Origin of the sequence: Pseudoblastomonas marina, from assembly GCF_034374265.1 — a bacterium.
Taxonomy (GTDB): Bacteria; Pseudomonadota; Alphaproteobacteria; order Sphingomonadales; family Sphingomonadaceae; genus Alteriqipengyuania_A; species Alteriqipengyuania_A marina.
This window is the reverse complement of sequence record NZ_CP139718.1, coordinates 2750033-2769062: the sequence shown is the minus strand read 5'-3', so window position 1 is coordinate 2769062 and position 19030 is coordinate 2750033. Positions and strand designations below refer to the sequence as shown.

Here is a 19030-nt window from a genome sequence, read left to right as displayed (position 1 = left end):
CGATTCAGGGGATCTGCTTGGCGTTTAGCCGCGGATTGAGCCTGGAAACGTGGTTCAGCCATTCCTTGGGCTTGCGCCGCAGCTCCCACGGATAGCTGACCTTGATGCCCACCATCTGCGCGATGCGGCCGACGAAGTGGATGCAGTTGCGATTGTCGAGATCGTAGCCCTTGCCCGGCGCGTCGCGCCACACCTTCATCTCCTGCACCACCGCGCGATACATCGCGTCGCTGATCTGCACCGTGAAATGGCGGTTGGTCGAGGTGATGTATTTCTGTTCTTCCTCGAAGATCCCGTGCTCGACCGGACCCATCAGCACCGAAGGCCCGATGCTCTTGGCCGAAAAGCCGTAATTCTCGTTGATCTTCTGGCCGGTTGTTTCAAGCGAGCCTTCGAGCACGATGAAGGTGTGCGGGTAGCGGCCGCCGAAATACGAGCCGTTGAAGCTGTGGAACGACAGCATGACCTGCGCCTGCGCGGCCTGCGGCAGGGCGAAGAAAAACGCGGCGAAAAGCGCGAGGATCGCGCGGCGGAAGGAAGGCGATCTGATCTGCATGGGCGGCGCGATACCAATTTTCCGCCCTTTGGTCAGCCCTCTATTCGCCCAACAAATGTAGCGCGATCTCGCGCCGGTGCGGTGCCGCGCGATGTTCGGCGAGAAACACGCCCTGCCAGGTGCCGAGCGCCGGCGCCCCGCGCGCGACCGGGATCGACAGCGTCGTGCCGGTAAGGACCTGTTTCAAATGCGCGGGCATGTCGTCGGGCCCTTCGCAATCGTGTTCGTAGTCAGGGCCCTCCGGCGCGACGCGTTCGAGCCACGCCGCGAGGTCGCGCTTGACCGCGCCGGCGGCGTTTTCGGTGATCAGCAACGAGGCCGAGGTGTGGCGGCAGAAGGCGGTGAGCAGCCCGGTGTCGATCCCGCTCTCCGCGACGAATTCGCACAGCCGGTCGGTGAATTCGACAAACCCCTTGCCGCCGGTCTCGATTGTGATGGTCTCGCTCGCCTGTCGCATAATGCTCCCGCCCTGGTCGCTGGATATTGACGCTGGCCCGCACACGCGGCAAAGCCCGCGCCCTGCCCGATGGCAGCCTCGCGGGTGTAGCTCAATGGTAGAGCAGCAGCTTCCCAAGCTGACGACGAGGGTTCGATTCCCTTCACCCGCTCCATCTCCACCCGCTCGACATTCCATTCCATCGCCGGGCGTTTGCCTGTAGCGCGTCAACATGGCCGCGCTGATGTTCGCTTTCGTCGCTGCGTTTCTCGTCACCATGGGGGCGCGGGACCAGGTGCTGGTGTCCGATCTCTCGGCGAAGGGGCACGGCGCGGCGCTGCCAGTCGGGGTGGTGACCGGGTGGGCGGCTTCGGCGTTGGCGGGATACGGCGCGGGCTACGTGCTCCCGGCGCTGGTGCCCGATGCGCGCGATATCATCGGCGCGGTGGCGGCGATCTTCTCGGGCCTCGAACTGCTGCTGCTTCGCCCCGGGCGCGCGCCGAAGGAGCCGACCCATTCGGTCGGCGCGGCGAGCCTCGTGCTGATCGCGCACCAGATCACCGATGCCGCGCGCTTCCTCGCCTTCGGAATCGGCGCAGCCTATGCCGCGGCGATACCCGCCGCGATGGGCTGCGCGGCGGGCGGGACGATGGCGCTTGGCCTCGGCGCGCTCGGCGTGGTCGATCCGCGCGCGCGCTGGATCGCCATCGGGCGGCGGATTTTCGCCGTGGTCCTGCTGGTCGTCGGGCTCTGGCTCGGGTGGCAAGCCCTGCCCGATTAGCCGGCGAATGCCCATCGTCTATGGCGATCAACCACAGCGCAAATATTGATGGACCCGATTTTCCGCCGGCCCGTTATCCTTGTGAAACCGATATAATCGAAACAAGGGACCCCATCATGGCCAAGAGTGGCGACAACTCGAAAAAAGCCGTCAACGAGCAGCTGAACAAGCTGCTCGCCGATCACTACGCATTGTTCATCAAGACCAAGAATTTCCACTGGCACGTCCAAGGGCCGCGGTTTCGCGACCTGCACCTGCTGTTCGACGAGCAGGCGCAGGAAATCATCGGGGTGACCGATGCGATCGCCGAGCGTGTGCGCAAGAACGGCGGTACCACGCTCACCTCGATCGGAACGATCGCCAAGCAAACCCAGATCGCCGACCAGGATCGCACAGGATTCGACCCGCAGGAGATGGTCCGCGAGCTTCGCGACGACAACCGCACGCTGGTCGACCAGATTCGCGCGGTGAAGGCCGAGGCGGAAAAGGCCGGCGACAACGCCACCGACGGGCTCAGCGACGACTGGACCGACATGGCCGAGGAGCGCGCCTGGTTCCTCGATTCGATCGCCGCCTAGGCCGCGCTCAGAACAGGTCCAGCTGGTCCGCGGCGCTCGCGCGCCTGGTCTTCGTTACCCCTTCGAGACCAGACAGCGTGAGCCCCATCAGGCGGATCGGCAGCGGAAGCGGCAGTGCGTCCTCGAGCAGGATGCGCGCCGCTTCCGCGAACATCACCTTGTCATCGACCGGGCGCGGCAGCGAGCGCGCGCGGGTCTGGATGCGGAAATCATTGTACTTGAGCTTGAGCGTGACAGTCTTGCCGCGGGCCTCGTTGCGCTCGATCCGCTCCCACACGATGTCGATGATCCGGTCGAGCGTGTCGCGCAGTTCACCGGGAGCGTGGATATCCTCGGAAAAGGTCCGCTCGCCGCCGACCGATTTGCGGATCCTGCTCGATCGCACCGGGCGCAGGTCGATCCCGCGCGCGGCCCGAAAGAGATAATCGCCGAAGGACCCGAAATGCGCGGCCAGCCATTCGCGATCCTTCGCCGCGAGGTCGGCGCCGGTGGCGATCCCGAGCTTCGCCATCTTCTCGGCACCCTTCGGCCCGACCCCGTGAAACCGCCGGACCGGCAGCGACTGGACGAAGGCGGCGCCCTCGCCCGGGCGGATCACGCACAACCCGTCGGGCTTGTTCTGGTCGCTTGCGAGCTTGGCCAGGAACTTGTTGTAGCTCACCCCCGCGCTCGCGGTCAGCTGGGTTGCCTCGCGGATTTCGGCGCGGATGATCTCCGCGATGCGCGTCGCGCTGCCGATCCCGTTGATGTCGGCTGTGACGTCGAGATAGGCCTCGTCGAGGCTCAGCGGCTCGACCAGCGGCGTGTGGCGCTGGAAGATTGCGCGGATCTGGCCCGAGACCTCGCGATAGACGTCGAAGCGCGACTTGCAGAAGATCAGGTCGGGGCACAGCCGCCTGGCGGTGACCGAGGGCATCGCCGATTTCACCCCGAATTTGCGCGCCTCGTAGCTCGCCGCCGCGACCACCCCGCGGCCCGACGATCCGCCGACCGCCACCGGCTTGCCCCGCAGTTCCGGGTCGTCGCGCTGCTCGACGCTGGCGAAAAAGGCATCCATGTCGACATGGATGATCTTGCGCAGGCCGCCTTGTGCGGCCTCCCCATCCTCGTCGGATTCGATATCGGGGGAATCGATCTGCACCATCGCACGCGAGAATAGGGTCGGCACTTGCAAAGCGGAACCGTTGGTTGCACTTGCCCTTTTGTGCACATGCGAACGAATTCCGAACCGAGCGGAGAAACCAGGCCCGCTCCCCGGGGCGCGAAGCGCAAGCCGGTCGGCGAACGTGAGCTGATCTGGATGATGGCGCTGCTGATGGCGCTCAATGCGTTCGGCATCGACGCCATTCTCCCCGCGCTGGACACGCTCGCCACCGATCTCGGAGCGGCCGGCAACGATCGCCAGTACATCGTCGGCGCATACCTGCTCGCCGCGGGGATCGGCACGCTCGTGCCGGGCGCCTTCGCCGACCGCTATGGCCGCCGCCCCGTCCTGTTCGTCGCCTTGGCCGCCTATATCGCGCTGTCGATCGCCTGCGCGCTCGCCACCAGTTTCGAGATGCTGGTGACGCTGCGCGCGATCCAGGGTTTTGCCGCGGCCGGGATCATCGCGCTCCCCCCGGCGATCATCCGCGACAAGGTGGGCGGCGACAAGATGGCGCGAATGATGAGCCTGATCTTCGTCATCTTCCTGCTCGTGCCCGCTGTCGCGCCGAGCATCGGACAGGGTATCCTGATGATCGTCGGCGACTGGCGGATGATCTTCGTCGCGATGGCGATCGCCGGCGTTGGCATGAGTCTGTGGGTTTATACCCGCCTCGCCGAGACGCTCCACGAGGAAGATCGGCAGCCGATCATCATCCCCAAGATCGTCCGCCACATGACCCACGCGGTCACGCTGCGCGAGACTATCGGTTACACCCTCGGGAGTGCACTCGTCTTCGGCGGGCTGTTCGGCTTCATCAACTCCTCGCAGCAACTGATCGGAGAGGCCTTCGGCGCAGGCGACAAGTTCCCGCTGATCTTCGCGATCTGCGCGGGCTGCATGGCGCTCGCGAACTGGTCGAATTCGCGGATCGTCGAACGCTTCGGCGCGCGGCGGGTGAGCCACCTCGCGCTGTTCCTGTTCATCGCCGTCGCCGCGGCGCAGGCATGGTTCGCGAGCCAGCCGGGCGAGACGCTGTGGACCTTCGTCCCGCTGATGGCCGCGAACATGAGCCTGCTCGGCTTTATCGGGGCCAATTTCGGATCGATCGCGCTGCAACCCTTCCGCCACATCGCGGGCGCGGCATCGTCGGCTCAGGGCTTCCTGCGGATGACGAGCGGCGCCGCGCTCGGCGCGGTGATCGGCCAGGCCTATGACGGGACGGCGCTGCCGCTCGCGCTGGCATTGCTCGCCACCGCGGTCATCAGCCTCGCTTTCGTGCTCTTTTCCGAACGCGGAGAACTGTTCGGTCCGCCCCAACCGGAGACGCCGTGACGGAGGCCGACGACATCGCCCCCTATGATCTGGCGATCATCGGCGGTGGCGTGAACGGCGCCGGGATCGCGCGCGATGCGGCGGGAAGAGGTGCGAAGGTCCTGCTGCTCGAAGCGCGTGACCTTGCCAGCGGAACGAGCTCGGCCTCGACCAAGCTCGTCCACGGGGGCCTGCGCTACCTCGAATATTACGAATTCGGCCTCGTGCGCGAGGCGCTGGGCGAGCGCGAAGTGCTGTGGCGGATCGCCCCGCATATCGTGCGGCCGATGCGCTTCGTGCTGCCGCATGACGAGAGACAACGTCCGCGCTGGATGCTGCGCGCCGGCCTGTGGCTATACGATCATATCGGCGGCAGGAGGACGCTCCCGGGCGCAGATGGCATCCGCCTCGACCGACATGTCGCGGGCGAGGCGCTCGAGGCCGATTACACCCACGGCTTCGAATATTCGGACGGCTGGGTCGACGATGCGCGGCTGGTGGTGTTGAACGCGGTCGATGCGCAAGAGCGCGGCGCGGTTATCCGTACCCATTGCCGAATGACAGCGGCCCGGCGCGAAAACGGCTTGTGGCATATCGAAGCGGGCGGCGAAGAGTTCTCGGCCCGCGCGCTCGTGAACGCCGGCGGCCCCGGTGCGAACGACGTCGATCGGCTCGCCGGCCTCGTCCCCGCGCGCGGCCTCCGCCGGGTTCGCGGATCGCATATCGTCGTGCCCAGACTGTTCGAGCACGAATACGCCTACCTGCTCCAGCAGCCCGATACGCGAATCGTCTTTGCGATTCCCTATGAAGGTGATTTCACGCTGATCGGCACGACAGACGCCGATCACTCTGGGTCGCTCGAAGACGTTCACATCGACGCGCGCGAAACCGAATACCTGCTCGCCGCCGTCAATCGCAGCTTCCGCCGCGATGTAACGCGAAACGACATCGCCTGGACCTATTCGGGCGTGCGCGCGCTGGTCGACGACGGATCGGGACGCCCCGAGGCGGCGACACGCGGCTATGAACTGCCGCTGTCGGACGAGGCCGACGGCGCGCCGGTGCTGTCGGTCTATGGCGGCAAGATCACCTCGTACCGCCACCTTGCCGAGGAAGCCGTCGATGCGCTGTCCAAACGTCTGCCCGCGCTCCGAGGCGGCCCCTGGACCTCGAAGACAGCACTGCCCGGCGGCGACTTCGCCGCGACCGAGCAGCCGGCATTTATCGCCGAGTTGAACGCACGGTACCCGTTCCTTTCGCCCGCCGACGCCACCCGCATCGCGCGTGCCTACGGCACGCGTGCTGAATGGTGGCTCGAAGGCGCGAAGAACTGGGACGATCTCGGCATCGACTTCGGTGCCGGACTGACCGAGGCCGAGATCGCCTACCTTCAGGAAGCCGAGTGGGCGCGCAGCGCCGAGGACGTGTTGTGGCGCCGCAGCAAGCTCGGCCTGCATATGAGCGGAGCCGAGCGCGACGGCGTTGCGGCGTTCATGCGCGAAGGGGGTTAGTCGCCCTCGGGCTCCACCACCGCGAGCACTGCCTCGACCTGCACCTGCGCGCCTTCGCTGGCGGAAAGCTCGGTCACGATCCCGTCGAACGGCGCGGTGAGCGCGTGCTCCATCTTCATCGCTTCGAGAACCATCAGCCGCTGGCCCGCCTCGACCTTCTGGCCCTCGGCCACGTCGAGCGCGATCACCTTGCCCGGCATCGGCGCGAGGACCGCGCCGTCGGCGGCGGAGGCTGCGCCGCCGGCATAGCCGGGCAGGCTGAAGAGGAAGGGGTGGGCTTCCTTGTAAACCAGCGAGCCGCCGTCGATCGTGGCGGCGAACCCGGTGGCGCTGAAGCATTCCTCGAGCTCGAGCGTGCGCGCCTCGCCGCCATGCTGGACCGTGATGCGCGGACTGCCATCGCGGTTGAGGCGGAAACCGCTGGCGCTACCCCACGGTCCCGAACCGGGCTGCTCGCTGGCGAGATAATAGGGCGCGAATTCGTTGAGCGCGGCGACCTGCCATTCATTCTCGCCCAATTCGGGCGCATCGGTCAGCGCGTCGCCGCGATCGGCGATCAGGCCGGTGGTCATCTCGCCGGCACGGAATGTCGGGTCGTTGAGGCAGGCGAGCAGGAAGGCCGCATTGGTCCGCACCGGCCAGACGCGAACCGCATGGAGCGCGGTCGCGAGTTGCAGCATCGCATCGTCGCGGTCTTCGCCCCAGGTCACGATCTTGGCGATCATCGGGTCGTAATGCGGGCTGACCTGGTCGCCCTGCTCGACGCCGGTCTCGATCCGCGCCAGGCCCTCGTCGAGTTCGAGCAGATCTAGCTTGCCGGTGGAGGGCAGGAAACCCGTGGTCGGATCCTCAGCATAGAGCCGCGCTTCGACCGAATGTCCGTTGATCGACAGTTGGTCCTGCTCGAGCGGGATCGGTTCACCGCCCGCGACGCGCAGCTGCCACTCGACCAGGTCGACGCCGGTGATCTCTTCGGTCACCGGGTGTTCGACCTGCAAACGGGTGTTCATTTCCATGAAGAAGATGCGATCGGCGCGCAGGCCTTCGCTCGCATCGGCGATGAATTCGATCGTGCCCGCGCCCTCGTAATCGACCGCCTTGGCGGCGCGCACTGCGGCAGCACAGATTTCCTCGCGCGTGGCCTCGTCCATGCCCGGCGCGGGAGCTTCCTCGATCACCTTCTGGTGGCGGCGCTGGAGCGAGCAGTCGCGCTCGAACAGGTGGACGACGTTGCCGTGGCTATCGCCGAAGACCTGTACCTCGATATGGCGGGGCGAGGTGATCCACTTTTCGAGCAGCACCTCGTCGTTGGAGAAGCTGGCCTTGGCCTCGCGCCGACAGCTTTCGAGAGCAGCCGCGAAATCCTTCGCAGCATCGACCTTGCGCATGCCCTTGCCGCCGCCGCCCGCGACCGCCTTGATCAGCACCGGATAACCGATCGCGTCGGCTTCTTTCTGCAGGCGCTCGACCGACTGGTCCTCGCCCTCGTAGCCCGGGGTCACCGGCACGCCCGCCTCGCGCATCAGCTTCTTGGCAGCGTCCTTCAAGCCCATCGCCTCGATCGAGGACGGCTTGGGACCGACCCAGGCCAGCCCGGCATCGATCACGGCCTGCGCGAAGCCGGCGTTCTCGGACAGGAAACCGTAGCCCGGATGGATCGCATCGGCGCCGGTCTGCTTCGCCGCGGCGATGATCTTGTCGCCGACGAGATAACTTTCGGCGGCGGGCGAGGGGCCGATGTGTACCGCCTCGTCCGCGCTGCGGACATGCAGCGCGTTGGCGTCGGCATCGGAATAGACTGCGACGGTGGCAATCCCCATCACGCGCGCGGTGCGGATGATGCGGCAGGCGATCTCGCCGCGATTGGCGATCAGGAGCTTTTCGATCATGCGGAGGCGCTAGCGTCCCCCGCGTTCCGCATCAAGCGAGCGCGTCACCACCCCTTGAGCGGGCGGATCAGTTCACGGCTGTAGATCGGCATCTGGTCGGGCTCGTGCGGGTTGTTGCGCAGAGCTTCCCACCAGGCCGCGATGATATGCCAGAGCTTTTCCGGACCGGAAACCACCACGCGCTTGTTCCACGCCAGCTGGCCGCGGTCGAGCACCTTGCGCCCGATCGCGGTATAGATTCGCGCCGCCGCCAGCACCGCCCAGCGATCGCGGAAACCGAGCCTAGCCGCGCCGAGCCGCGCGGCATCGGCGTGCCGGTCCATCATCCGGACCAGCTTGGCCACGACCGCGGCAAGCTTGAAGCGGTTGTGCGGCTTGGCGTGTTCGCCCGGCTTGATATCGGCCTCGGCAAGCCATTCCTGCGGCAGGTAGCAACGCCCCGCCGCATCGTCCTCGACCACGTCGCGCGCGATATTGGCGAGCTGGAAGGCGAGCCCGAGGTCGCAGGCGCGATCAAAGACCCAGGCATCGTCGGGCGCCTGCATCACCCGCGCCATCATCACGCCGACCGCGCCGGCGACATGGTAGCAATAACGCATCATCTCGGCCTCGGTGCGTGGCTGCCAGCCCTGCGCGTCGAGCGCGAAACCGGCGATCACGTCGTCGGCCATGTCCTGCGTCAGTCCGACCTCGGCCGCGACCATGCCGAAGCTGTCGAAAGCGAGGTCGAGCGTCGGCTGTCCCTCGAGCGCGCGGCGGGTCAGCGCGCGGATCGCCTGGACCTTGTCCTCGGCCTCTTTTGTGTCGTGGACCTCGGACAGCTCGCCACCGAACTCCTGTCCGTCGGCGAGGTCGTCGCAGCGGCGGCACCAGTGATAGAGCAACCAGCTGCGTTCGCGCGTGTCGCGCCCAAACAGGCGCGAGGCGGCGGCGAAGCTCTTCGAGCCTTCGCGGATCGCCCAGTAGCTTTCCTGCACCAGGTAATCGCGATTGCGCCCGCCGCCCTTGGCCGACGGGGTCTTTCGCAGGATGCGCGAGGGAGCGAGTAAGCGGGGTCGTTTCAGAGGTCGTCTGCCTTCATCGCGAAAATCGGGGTGTGCGGCTCATAATCCGCCATCGCCGTCAGGAGTTCCGGGATCGTCTCACGCGCGACGATGATGCCCTGGTGCGCGGGCCGGATGAAGCCGACCTCGATCATCTTGGCGTTGAATTCGAGCAGTCCGTCATAGAAGCCGAACGCGTTGAGCAGACCGACCGGGCTCCGGTGGTAACCCAGCTGCGCCCAGCTGACCGCCTCCCACAGTTCGTCCATCGTGCCGACCCCGCCGGGGATCGTGACGAAGCCGTCCGAGAGGTCGGTGAAGGCCTTCTTGCGCTCGTGCATCCCGGGCACGACTTCGAGCCGGGTGCAACCGGTATGCGCGACTTCGGAGCCCACCAGCGCCTCGGGGATCACGCCGATCACCTCGCCGCCGGCCTCGAGCGCGGCATCGGCGACCGCGCCCATCAGCCCCAATCGACCGCCGCCGTAGACGACCCCGATCCCGCGGGTCGCGAGCGTGCGCCCGACCTCGCGCGCGAGCTCGATATAGCGCGGGTCCTCGGGCGTGGCCGAGCCGCAATAGACGGCGAGACGCTTCATGCGTGCAAATCCTCCAGCATCAGTCCCGCGGTCGCCTTGGCGCTGCCGACGACGCCGGGGATGCCGGCACCGGGATGGGTGCCCGCGCCGACGAGATAGAAATTGTCGATCACGTCGTCGCGATTGTGGCCGCGGAACCAGGCGCTCTGGGTCAGGATCGGTTCGAGGCTGAAGGCGCTGCCGTGATGGGCATTGAGATCGCGCGCGAAATCCTTCGGCGCGTAGGAAAACTTGGTCACGATCCGGTCTTTCAGACCCGGGATCAGCCGCCGTTCGAGCTCGGCGAGGATCCGCGCCTCGAGCTCGGGGCCCATCTCATCCCAGTCGATCGGCAGCTTGCCCTGATGCGCGACCGGAACCAGCGCGTAGAAAGTGCTCATCCCCTCGGGCGCCATCGAGGGATCGCTCACGCTCGGATGGTGGAGGTAGATCGAGAAATCGCGCGGCAGCACGCCGTGCTTGTAGATGTCGTCGAGCAGCCCCTCGTAGCGCGGGCCGAACAGGATCATGTGGTGCGGGATCCCGGGCCACGCGCCTTCGATGCCGAAATGGACCACGAACAGGCTCGGGCTGAAGCGCTTCTTCGCGAGCGATTTGGCGTATTTCTGTCCGCGCGCGTTCTTGCCCAGCAGGTCGCGATAGGAATGCATGATATCGGCATTCGAGGCGACCGCGTCGAAATGGCCGCTCCATCCGCTTGCGGTCTCGACGCCCGTGGCGTGCGCGCCCATCGTCGTGACTTCGGCCACCGGATCGCCCAGCCGCAGCGTCCCGCCGAGGCGTTCGAAATGCGTCACCATGCCCGCGACCAGGCGGTTGGTGCCGCCCTTCGCCCACCACACGCCGCCATCCTTTTCGAGCTTGTGGATCAGCGCGTAGATCGCGCTGGTTTCCATCGGGTTGCCGCCGACCAGCAGCGTGTGGAACGAGAGCGCCTCACGCAGCTTTTCCGACTGCACGAACTTGCTGACCATGGCGTAGACGCTGTTCCAGGCCTGGTTCTTGGCCAGCGCGGGCGCGGCCTTGAGCATTGACTTGAAATCGAGAAACGGCACGTGGCCGAGCTTGACGTAGCCTTCCTCGAACACGCGGGCCGAGTAATCGAGGAATTCCTCGTAGCCCGGATTGTCGCCCGGGGCGACGCGCTCGATCTCGGCGCGCAAGTGCGCCTCGTCGTTCGAATAGTCGAAATTGGTCCCGTCGGGCCAGTTGAGGCGGTAGAACGGAGTCACTTCCATCAGTTCGACGTCTTCGCCCATGTCGTGCCCGGTCAGCGCCCACAATTCGCGCAGGCAATCGGGATCGGTGATCACGGTCGGGCCGGCGTCGAAGGTGAAGTTGCCCGCGTCGGTCTCTCGCTCCCAGAAATAGGCGCGGCCGCCGGGCTTGTCGCGTCCCTCGACCACGGTCGTCGCGATCCCGGCCGATTGCAGGCGGATCGCTAGCGCGAGCCCTCCGAAACCCGCCCCGACGACACAGGCCGACTTGCCGGTGGGCTCGGGGATTCGGGGCTTGTCGAGGACGGGGGCTTGAGCGTTCATCTTGTCTTCCCTTGCATCGGGCGACCTGCCGAAAGCAAGGCCGGGATTGCGCGCGATACAGGTACGGGGGGCTTACCGATCAATATGCGCGCCTTGTCGCGCAGGGTCGACTTGCCGGCATAGAACCGTTCGATCAGCGGCGGGGGAAGCTTGTAAAACCGCTCGAACACCCGCACGCGCTGCTCGGGCCGCGCGGCCTGGAACAGCATCCGACCGAGCAGGCGATAGAACTTCGTGTCGCGCCAGTGCTCGCGCGCCTCGCGATCGATCAACGCCGCGAGCTGGTCGCCGGGGAGGTCGGCATTGTCGGCGATACGCCCGGCGAGACCGGCGGCATAGGGCAGGGTGTAGCTGGTCAGCGGATGGGCGAATCCGCCGCGCGCACCGGCAAGCACGACCCCGCCATGTGCGGACTGCTCCGCCCGAAAGGCACCGAAATCGCCCCCGGTGACGACCGGCAATACGCCCGTCTCGTGGCCGACGATGCCGTAATCCCAGCCCTGCGCCGCGCAATAGGCGTCGAGCCGCGAGGACAGCGCGTCGCGGTCGAGCTTCGGACTGTCCTGGTAATAGGTGTCCTCGACGAAGATGTCGTTCGCGCTCAGCGGGAGGACGTAGACGAAGCGAAAGCCGCCGATCTGGTCGACCGTCGCATCCATGATGAAGGGGAGCTCGATCCCGTGCGGATGGGTGGTGCGCAGGTGCCGCCCCATGAAGACCTGCCAGCCCCCGGCCAAGTGCCGCGAGGGCGTGGCGGCGCGGCAATCCACCACCGCGCGCGCGGGAATGCGGGTCTGGTCGGCAAGCTGCACGTGATCGTGCGCGAGCGAGACCACTTCGGTCCCCGCCTGGACCACCCCTGCGGGCAGTTCGCGGCGCAGCGCGCGGTCGAAATCGTGCGACGCCATCGAGCGATACGGGGTCTCGAGCGCGCGGTCGTAACCGGGAAACCCGACCATGTATCCGTCCCACGCCGCCTTGCGAAACGGCGCGAGCAACACCTTCGCCGGATCGTCGAGATCGGTTTCGAACCAGCTCCAGCGATGATTGCCGCCGAGCGTCGCGCCCTGTTCGAACAGCCGGACCCGCAGTTCGGGCCGCTTGTTGGCAAGCGCCAGCGCGATCAGCCCGCCCGCGAGCCCACCGCCCACAATGGCGACGTCGACGATACTTGCGGGGGCGCGACTGCTCATGGGGACAGATGCCTATGCACGGGGTCCAAGGAGCGCAAAGAAAAAGGCGCGCACCGTGTCGGAACGCGCCTTTTTCGATCCAATCCCTTGATCGATCAGCTTTCGCCGTCGTCGCTGCCGAGATCGAGCTCGGGCCGCGGGTCCGGCATCTCGGCGTCGCGATCGCCGGTCTTCAGGTAGGTGTCGAACCATTCCATCATGCGGACATTGTAGTCGTAGCGCGAGGCGGCGCGGGCATTGCCGTGGCCTTCGCCCGGATAGAGCACGAGGCGCACCGGCGTCTCGGGCTTGCGCACCTTGATCGAGCGATAGAGCTCGTAGCTCTGGCTCGGCGCGACGCGCGTGTCGCTGTCGCCATGCATGATCAGCAGCGGGGTCTCGGCCTTGTCAACGTGGTAGATCGGCGAGACTTCGAGCATCTTCTGCCAGTCGTCCCACGGCCAGGCGCGGCTATGCACATTATACATCTCGTAGGGGATGTCGGTGGTGCCGAATTTCGAGATCTGGTTCGAAATTCCGACGAACATCACGCCCGCGGCGAACTCGTCCGAGTAATAGGTCGACCCCCAGGCGGTGGCATAGCCGCCATAGGAGCCGCCGGTGATCCCGGTGCGGTCGGCATCGGCGATCCCGTCGGCCGCAAGCGCGCGCTTCGCGTCGACGAGGTCGCGGAACTCGGGATCGGTGTAGCGACCCTGATGCGCCTTGGAAAAGGCAACGCCGTAGCCGGTCGAGCCGCGATAATTGGGCTGGAACACGGCATAGCCCTGCCCCGCGGCGACCTGGCCCGGACCCGAATAGGCCGTCGTCCAGCCGTTCGAATCATGTGCTTCGGGCCCGCCATGGACGTCGAGGATCAGCGGGGCACCGCCGGCAGGCACGCCGCCCACGGGCAGGACCAGCACGCCTTCGATCTCGGTGCCGTCGGTCGCAGTATAGCGATAGGGGCGCTGTTCGCCGAAATCGATCTCGGCGAGCCAGGGGTTGTGGCTCGTCCAGCGTTCCCACATCGCGCCCTTCCAGACGTAGAGCTCGCTCGGATGCTGCGCGGTCGAGGCACGCACCGCGATGCGATTGCCGCCGGCCTCGATGCTGCTGATCGAAAGGTTCTCGCCATCGATCTGCTGCGCAACCGAACCGTCGGGCGAATAGATCCGCAGATCGCTCATCACCCCGGTGTGGATCACCGCCGCGAGGCGGCCATCGGCGAGGAATTCGGCATCGACCGCCGCTTCGGCCGCGCCTTCGTTGAGCGCGGTCATCGCGCCCGACACCGGGTCGACGTAATAGAGCGTGGTCGCGGCCGGATCGTTCATGTCGATCCCGGCAATCATCGACATCTTCATCGAATCGGGCGCGATCTCGACGTCGCCGATCTTGCCCGGGGTCTCGACCACGCGGGTCACGTCGCCGCTGGCGAGATCGACGATATGCACGCGCTTCGAGGTGTAGCTGTCGTCGACCTGCGGGGTCGGCGCGCTCTCGACGGCGGCCCACTGCCCGTTCGGCGCGACCTGGAAGGCCGAGACATAACCCGGGATCGTCACGCTGCGAGGGTTGGCGTCGATCTCGTCGCCGAGCCGGGCCGAGAACAGGCGGTTGAGCTGGGCTTCCTCTTCATAGACGACCGCATCGAAGCCCTTCTTGCTCTCGCCGCTGCGGTCCTTGTCCTCTGCAGCTGCGACCAGCAGGTGGACCATCGAGCCGTCGGGCGAGAAATCGTAGCTGCGGACATGCGCGCCATCGACCGCAGCGAGCTTGCGATAGGCGCCGCCGTCGATCGGCAGGCCCCACACGGCGCGCTTTTCACCGTCGTTGGCCCAGATGAAGGCGATCATCCGGCCATCGGGCGAGAACTTGACCGTCGACGGGCTGATGTCTTCGGGCAGGTAGGCGCGGGCCTGGTCCTTCTCCCATGCGACCATCAGTTCCTGCCGGGTGGTGCCGTCTTCCTCGCCGCTGGTGACGTCGGGCAGGCTGGCGACGGTGTAGGCGATCCGCGTCCCGTCGGGCGAGACCGCGATTTGGCCGACGCTTTCGAGCTTGGCCACGTCCTCGGCCGTCATCACGCGCGCCTGCGCGGCGGTGAACGGCGTGATCAGCGCACCCGCGAGCAGGGCGGATTTGGTCAATTTGAGCATCTGTTTCCTCTCCGGTGAAATCTTCCGCCTGCGCCTTAGCCATTGCAGCGCGCGCGGGGCAAGGGCATCACCCCGCCCGAGAGAGGGAGATTTTTCGATGACGTTCACCGCTTTTGCCGCCCGCACGCTGGCGCCGATCGCCGCGCTGGCGGGCCTGATGACCACCGGTCCCGCGCTCGCGCAGGACGAATTGCAGACCATCCTCGTCGACCGGGTGATCGTCGATCCGGCGCAGCCTGCGCTCGAGGGCCCGCGCACGATCACCGTGCGCGACGGGCGGATCGCCAGTATCGAGGAAGGCTGGGCCGAGGCTGCCGAAGGCGCCCCGACGATCGATCTTTCGGGCAAGACGGTGATGCCCGGCCTGATCGACCTCCACGTCCACCTGACCGGCGATCCGGGCGGCGACTACTGGAAGGAAGCGGTCGAGGCCGACGAATGGGGCGTCGTGGTCGGCGCGAAGAACGCGCGGCTCACCGCGCTCGCCGGGTTCACCACCGTGCGCGAGGCCGGGAGCGGACCGCAGACCGCCTTCGCGCTGCGTCGCGGCACCGCCGAAGGCATGATCGCGGGCCCGCGCATCATCGCCGCCGGGCCGCCGCTCGCGATCATCGGCGGGCATGGCGACGTCAACGGCTTCCGGCCCGAGGTCAACGAATTGCTCGACAGCGGGTTCACCTGCACCGGCGCGGTCGAATGCGCGGCCAAGGTCCGGCTCGCAAGCCAGAACGGGGCCGACACCATCAAGATCACCGCGACCGGCGGCGTGCTCAGCCAGCAGGGGCGCGGGCTCGAGGCGCATTTCAGCGATGCCGAGATGAAGGCGATCGCCGACACCGCGCATTCGCTCGGCCTCAAAGTCATGGCGCACGCACACGGGGCGCGCGGTATCGAGGCGGCGGCGCGCGCAGGTATCGATACGATCGAGCACGGCACCTATCTCGACGAGGCGGCGGCCGAGGCGATGAAGGCCAACGGCACCGTGCTCGTTCCCACGCTGATGGCGTTCAAGGGGGTGACCGAGCGGCTCGGCCAGGGCGTCTACACGCCGGTCGTCGAAGACAAGATCCGCGCCGTGGCCGAGACCGCGCGCGTGTTCATGGGCAAGGCCTATCGCTGGGGCGTGCCGATCGCCTTCGGCACCGATGCCGGCGTGTTCGCACACGGCCGCAATGCCGGCGAATTCGCGCTGATGGTCGAACAGGGCATGAGCCCGCGCGATGCGCTCGCCAGTGCGACCACCGTCGCGGCCAGGGTGCTCGAGATGGAGAACGAGATCGGTCGCCTCGCCCCCGGCATGTCGGCCGACATCATCGCGGTGACCGGCGATCCGCTCGCCGACGTCACCGTGCTCGAAAAGGTCGAATGGGTGATGGTGCGCGGTCGAGTGGTCGAGTGATCCGTCCCCTCGCCGCCGCGCTGGCGCTCGCAATTCCTTCGGCAGCGTCGGCGCAGGACGCGGCGCAATGCAGCCTCGAACTCGTCGTGCTCGGCGCGGGACAGGACGCGGGTGCGCCGCAGATCGGCAATGCCGCTGACGATGGTCCGGAATTGTGGCCGAGCTCGCTCGCGGTGGTCGACCGCGCGCGCGGCGAGCGGTTCCTGTTCGACGCCACCCCGGCGATCACCGACCAGCTCGCGCTGCTCGACGAGATGGCTCCGCCCGACCATGGGCTGGGGATCGACGGCTTGTTCCTGACCCATGCGCATATCGGCCATTACCTGGGCCTCGCCTGGCTCGGGCGCGAAGCGGCGGGCGCTGACGGCGTGCCGGTTTACGCGATGCCGCGCATGGCCGAATTCCTGCGGAGCAACGGCCCGTGGAGCCAGCTGGTCGACCTCGGCAACATCGAGTTGCGCGATCTCGCCGGCGGCGACGTCCAGGCTATCACCGACCATTTCGGCGTTTGGGCGATAGAAGTCCCGCACCGCGACGAATATTCCGAGACGGTTGGCTTCGTCGTGATGAGCCCGGGCAAGACCGCGCTCTACGTCCCCGATATCGACAGCTGGGAGGATTTCGCCGCCGCAAGTCCGCTGAACCTGCCCGCGCTGATCGCCGCGGTCGACCACGCCTTCATCGACGCGACCTTCTGGGACGACGACGAGCTACCGGGCCGCGACATGAGCGAGATCCCGCATCCGCGCGTCACGGCAACGATGGCGATGCTCGCCGACCTGCCCGATTCCGAACGGGCAAAGGTCAAATTCATCCATTACAACCACACCAACCCGATCCGCGATCCGGACAGCGCAGAAAGCCGCGAGGTCGCCGCACGCGGTTTCGCCGTCGCGCGTCGGGGGGATCGCCACTGCCTCGACTGAACGACCATTCGTCGAAACCGGACGGTCGATCATCCATCGCGCCCTTGCCGATCGCGCTCGCCAGTCATAGGCGGGCAACACACCAACAAGGGGATCATCAATGTCGTTCGTTCGTCTCGCGCTGACCGGCGCTTCCGCTCTTTCGCTGGCCGCCTGCGCAGTCGCCGCGGAAGAGCCCGCCTCCACCGCCGCCCAGCCGCTGCCGCAGGTCGCGACGACCGAGACCGGGCAGGCGGCTGAAGAGAGCGAGCACGACAAGCTGTTCGCGCTGTTCGCCGAGGCCGACGAACGCAGCCTCAAGCTCAACCCGATCAGCGCGCTGTTCCGCGGTGATATGCGCTATGCCGACCGACTGGGCGACTATCTCGAGGACGAATACTATACCGCCAGCGAAGCCGATGCGCGATTGAACCTGCGCCAGCTCGCCACGATCGACCGCGCCGCGCTAAACGACACGGACCAGCTCGCCTACGACGTGTTCGAATACAACCAGCAGCAGGCCCTGAAGGGCCTCGCCCCCGAAGTGATCGCCGCCACGCTGGTGCGCCCGGTCAACCATTTCGCCGGCTTCCATACCTTCTACCCGACCTTCGCCAGCGGGCAGAGCGCGGCGCCCTTCGCCACGGTCGAGGACTACGAGAACAACCTCAAGCGGCACGACAACTACGTCGAATTGACCGATCGCGCGATCGACCGCTTTCGCGAGGGCATGGAGAGCGGAGTCTTCGAAACCAAGCTGACGATCCGCAACGTGATCGACCAGCTCGACACCCAGCTCGCGATCCCGGTCGAGGAATCGCCCTTCATGGGTCCGGCAGGCATGTATCCCGAAGGTTTCACCGAGGAGGAAAAGGCGCGCCTGACGGCCGATTATGTCGCCAAGACGCGTGAAATCTACGCCGCGCATGAACGCCTGCGCGACTTCCTGCGCGACGAATACCTCGCCGTGGCGCGCGACAGCGTGGGTCTTTCGCAGATGAAGGGCGGCGCCGCGCTCTATCGCCAGCTGATCGAGGACACGACCACGCTGCCGCTGACCGCCGACTACCTCCACAATCTGGGCCTCAGCGAAGTCGCACGGATCAAGGGCGGGCTGGAAGAGATCAAGGCCGAAGTCGGCTTCGAAGGCACGCTCAACGAGTTCTTCGACTTCGTCCGCACCGATCCGCAGTTCAAGCCGGAAAGCCGCGAGGCGCTGACGCAGACCTACTACGAGATCGGCGAGACGGTCGACGCGCTGATCCCCCAATATTTCTCGCTGACGCCGAAGACCGAACTCGAGATCAAGCCTTACGAGCCGTTCCGCGAGCAGTTCTCGGCCGGTGGCTCGTACCAGTCGGGCTCGCCCGACGGATCGCGCCCGGGCACGTTCTATTTCAACGCCTACGACCTGCCGAGCCGCCTCACCACGGGCAACGTGACGCTGTACCTGCACGAAGGCGCGCCGGGGCATCACTTCCAGATCAGCCTCGCGCAGGAAAACGAGGACCTTCCGGCCTTCATGCGCTTCGGCGGCAACACCGCCTATGTCGAAGGCTGGGCGCTGTATTCCGAGACGATCGGTTACGAGATGGGGCTCTTCGACGATCCGTGGAACCGTTATGGAACGCTGCAGGACGAACAGCTGCGCGCGATGCGCCTCGTCGTCGACACCGGCCTCCACGCCAAGGGCTGGACCCGCGAGCAGGCGATCGACTTCATGCTCGAAAACAGCGGCATGACCCGCACCGAAGTGGTCGCCGAGGTCGAGCGTTACATCGCGATTCCCTCGCAGGCGCTGGCTTACAAGGTCGGAGCGCTCAAGATCCAGGAATTGCGCGCCAAGGCGGAAAAGGCCCTGGGCGATCGCTTCGACATCCGCGATTTCCATGCGCAGGTGCTCGATACCGGGGCGCTGCCGCTGCCCGTGCTCGAGCGCAAGATCGACGCCTGGATCGCCGCCGGCGGCGGGCGCTAGTCCGCCACGGCTGCTTCCCAAA

General features: G+C 66.5%; 16 protein-coding genes and 1 tRNA gene. 8 read left to right on the top strand and 9 right to left on the bottom strand.

Annotated elements, in window-relative coordinates:
* Positions 1-4 precede the first annotated feature (4 nt).
* Both T8S45_RS13795 and T8S45_RS13790 read right to left on the bottom strand, forming a co-directional pair.
* Positions 5-556, bottom strand: a complete 552-nt coding sequence (locus tag T8S45_RS13795; RefSeq protein ID WP_322294139.1) for a hypothetical protein — start codon at positions 554-556, stop codon at positions 5-7.
* Positions 557-596: 40 nt separating this feature from the next.
* A complete protein-coding gene (locus T8S45_RS13790; RefSeq protein WP_322294138.1) occupies positions 597-1013 on the bottom strand; it encodes a secondary thiamine-phosphate synthase enzyme YjbQ in 417 nt (138 codons plus the stop codon).
* 80 nt (positions 1014-1093) lie between these two features.
* Between T8S45_RS13790 and T8S45_RS13785 the strand changes: the two genes are divergently transcribed.
* The 3 genes from T8S45_RS13785 to T8S45_RS13775 all read left to right on the top strand — a co-directional run bounded on the left by T8S45_RS13785 (position 1094) and on the right by T8S45_RS13775 (position 2351).
* Positions 1094-1167, top strand: a tRNA-Gly gene (locus tag T8S45_RS13785).
* A gap of 57 nt (positions 1168-1224) precedes the next feature.
* Positions 1225-1773 (top strand): hypothetical protein, encoded by a 549-nt coding sequence (locus tag T8S45_RS13780; RefSeq protein WP_322294137.1) that lies wholly within the window; start codon positions 1225-1227, stop codon positions 1771-1773.
* Positions 1774-1889: 116 nt separating this feature from the next.
* Positions 1890-2351 carry a Dps family protein gene (locus T8S45_RS13775; protein WP_322294136.1) on the top strand — a complete coding sequence of 154 codons (462 nt, stop codon included), beginning with the start codon at positions 1890-1892 and terminating at the stop codon, positions 2349-2351.
* 7 nt (positions 2352-2358) lie between these two features.
* On the opposite strand, the gene dinB is transcribed toward T8S45_RS13775, so the two are convergent.
* Positions 2359-3495: a DNA polymerase IV gene (dinB, locus tag T8S45_RS13770; protein ID WP_322294135.1), complete on the bottom strand. Its 1137-nt coding sequence runs from the start codon at positions 3493-3495 to the stop codon at positions 2359-2361.
* A 66-nt stretch (positions 3496-3561) separates the two neighbouring features.
* Between dinB and T8S45_RS13765 the strand changes: the two genes are divergently transcribed.
* Positions 3562-4830: a multidrug effflux MFS transporter gene (locus tag T8S45_RS13765; RefSeq protein ID WP_322294134.1), complete on the top strand. Its 1269-nt coding sequence runs from the start codon at positions 3562-3564 to the stop codon at positions 4828-4830.
* Positions 4827-6320 (top strand): glycerol-3-phosphate dehydrogenase, encoded by a 1494-nt coding sequence (locus T8S45_RS13760; RefSeq protein ID WP_322294133.1) that lies wholly within the window; start codon positions 4827-4829, stop codon positions 6318-6320. Before T8S45_RS13765 ends, T8S45_RS13760 begins: the two co-directional genes overlap by 4 nt.
* On the opposite strand, the gene T8S45_RS13755 is transcribed toward T8S45_RS13760, so the two are convergent.
* The 6 genes from T8S45_RS13755 to T8S45_RS13730 all read right to left on the bottom strand — a co-directional run bounded on the left by T8S45_RS13755 (position 6317) and on the right by T8S45_RS13730 (position 14726).
* Positions 6317-8209, bottom strand: coding sequence for an acetyl/propionyl/methylcrotonyl-CoA carboxylase subunit alpha (locus T8S45_RS13755; protein WP_322294132.1), 1893 nt, complete (start codon positions 8207-8209; stop codon positions 6317-6319). The genes T8S45_RS13760 and T8S45_RS13755 overlap by 4 nt on opposite strands.
* A gap of 44 nt (positions 8210-8253) precedes the next feature.
* Positions 8254-9186 (bottom strand): phytoene/squalene synthase family protein, encoded by a 933-nt coding sequence (locus tag T8S45_RS13750; protein WP_229658033.1) that lies wholly within the window; start codon positions 9184-9186, stop codon positions 8254-8256.
* Positions 9187-9269: 83 nt separating this feature from the next.
* Positions 9270-9851: an LOG family protein gene (locus T8S45_RS13745; protein ID WP_322294131.1), complete on the bottom strand. Its 582-nt coding sequence runs from the start codon at positions 9849-9851 to the stop codon at positions 9270-9272.
* The gene (locus T8S45_RS13740) at positions 9848-11392 is read right to left on the bottom strand and encodes a phytoene desaturase (protein ID WP_322294130.1); all 1545 of its coding nucleotides are present in this window, start codon (positions 11390-11392) and stop codon (positions 9848-9850) included. The genes T8S45_RS13745 and T8S45_RS13740 overlap by 4 nt, the downstream gene beginning before the upstream one ends.
* Positions 11389-12585, bottom strand: coding sequence for a lycopene beta-cyclase CrtY (gene crtY, locus T8S45_RS13735; RefSeq protein ID WP_322294129.1), 1197 nt, complete (start codon positions 12583-12585; stop codon positions 11389-11391). Before crtY ends, T8S45_RS13740 begins: the two co-directional genes overlap by 4 nt.
* A gap of 95 nt (positions 12586-12680) precedes the next feature.
* Entirely contained in the window at positions 12681-14726 is a 2046-nt protein-coding gene (locus tag T8S45_RS13730) for a prolyl oligopeptidase family serine peptidase (protein WP_322294128.1), read from the bottom strand.
* 97 nt (positions 14727-14823) lie between these two features.
* Here T8S45_RS13730 and T8S45_RS13725 point away from each other — a divergent pair, with 97 nt between their 5' ends.
* From T8S45_RS13725 to T8S45_RS13715, 3 genes are all read left to right on the top strand, one after another.
* Positions 14824-16125: an amidohydrolase family protein gene (locus T8S45_RS13725; RefSeq protein WP_322294127.1), complete on the top strand. Its 1302-nt coding sequence runs from the start codon at positions 14824-14826 to the stop codon at positions 16123-16125.
* The gene (locus T8S45_RS13720) at positions 16122-17051 is read left to right on the top strand and encodes an MBL fold metallo-hydrolase (protein WP_322294126.1); all 930 of its coding nucleotides are present in this window, start codon (positions 16122-16124) and stop codon (positions 17049-17051) included. The genes T8S45_RS13725 and T8S45_RS13720 overlap by 4 nt, the downstream gene beginning before the upstream one ends.
* A 100-nt stretch (positions 17052-17151) precedes the next feature.
* Positions 17152-19008, top strand: coding sequence for a DUF885 domain-containing protein (locus T8S45_RS13715; protein ID WP_322294125.1), 1857 nt, complete (start codon positions 17152-17154; stop codon positions 19006-19008).
* Positions 19009-19030: the final 22 nt, after the last annotated feature.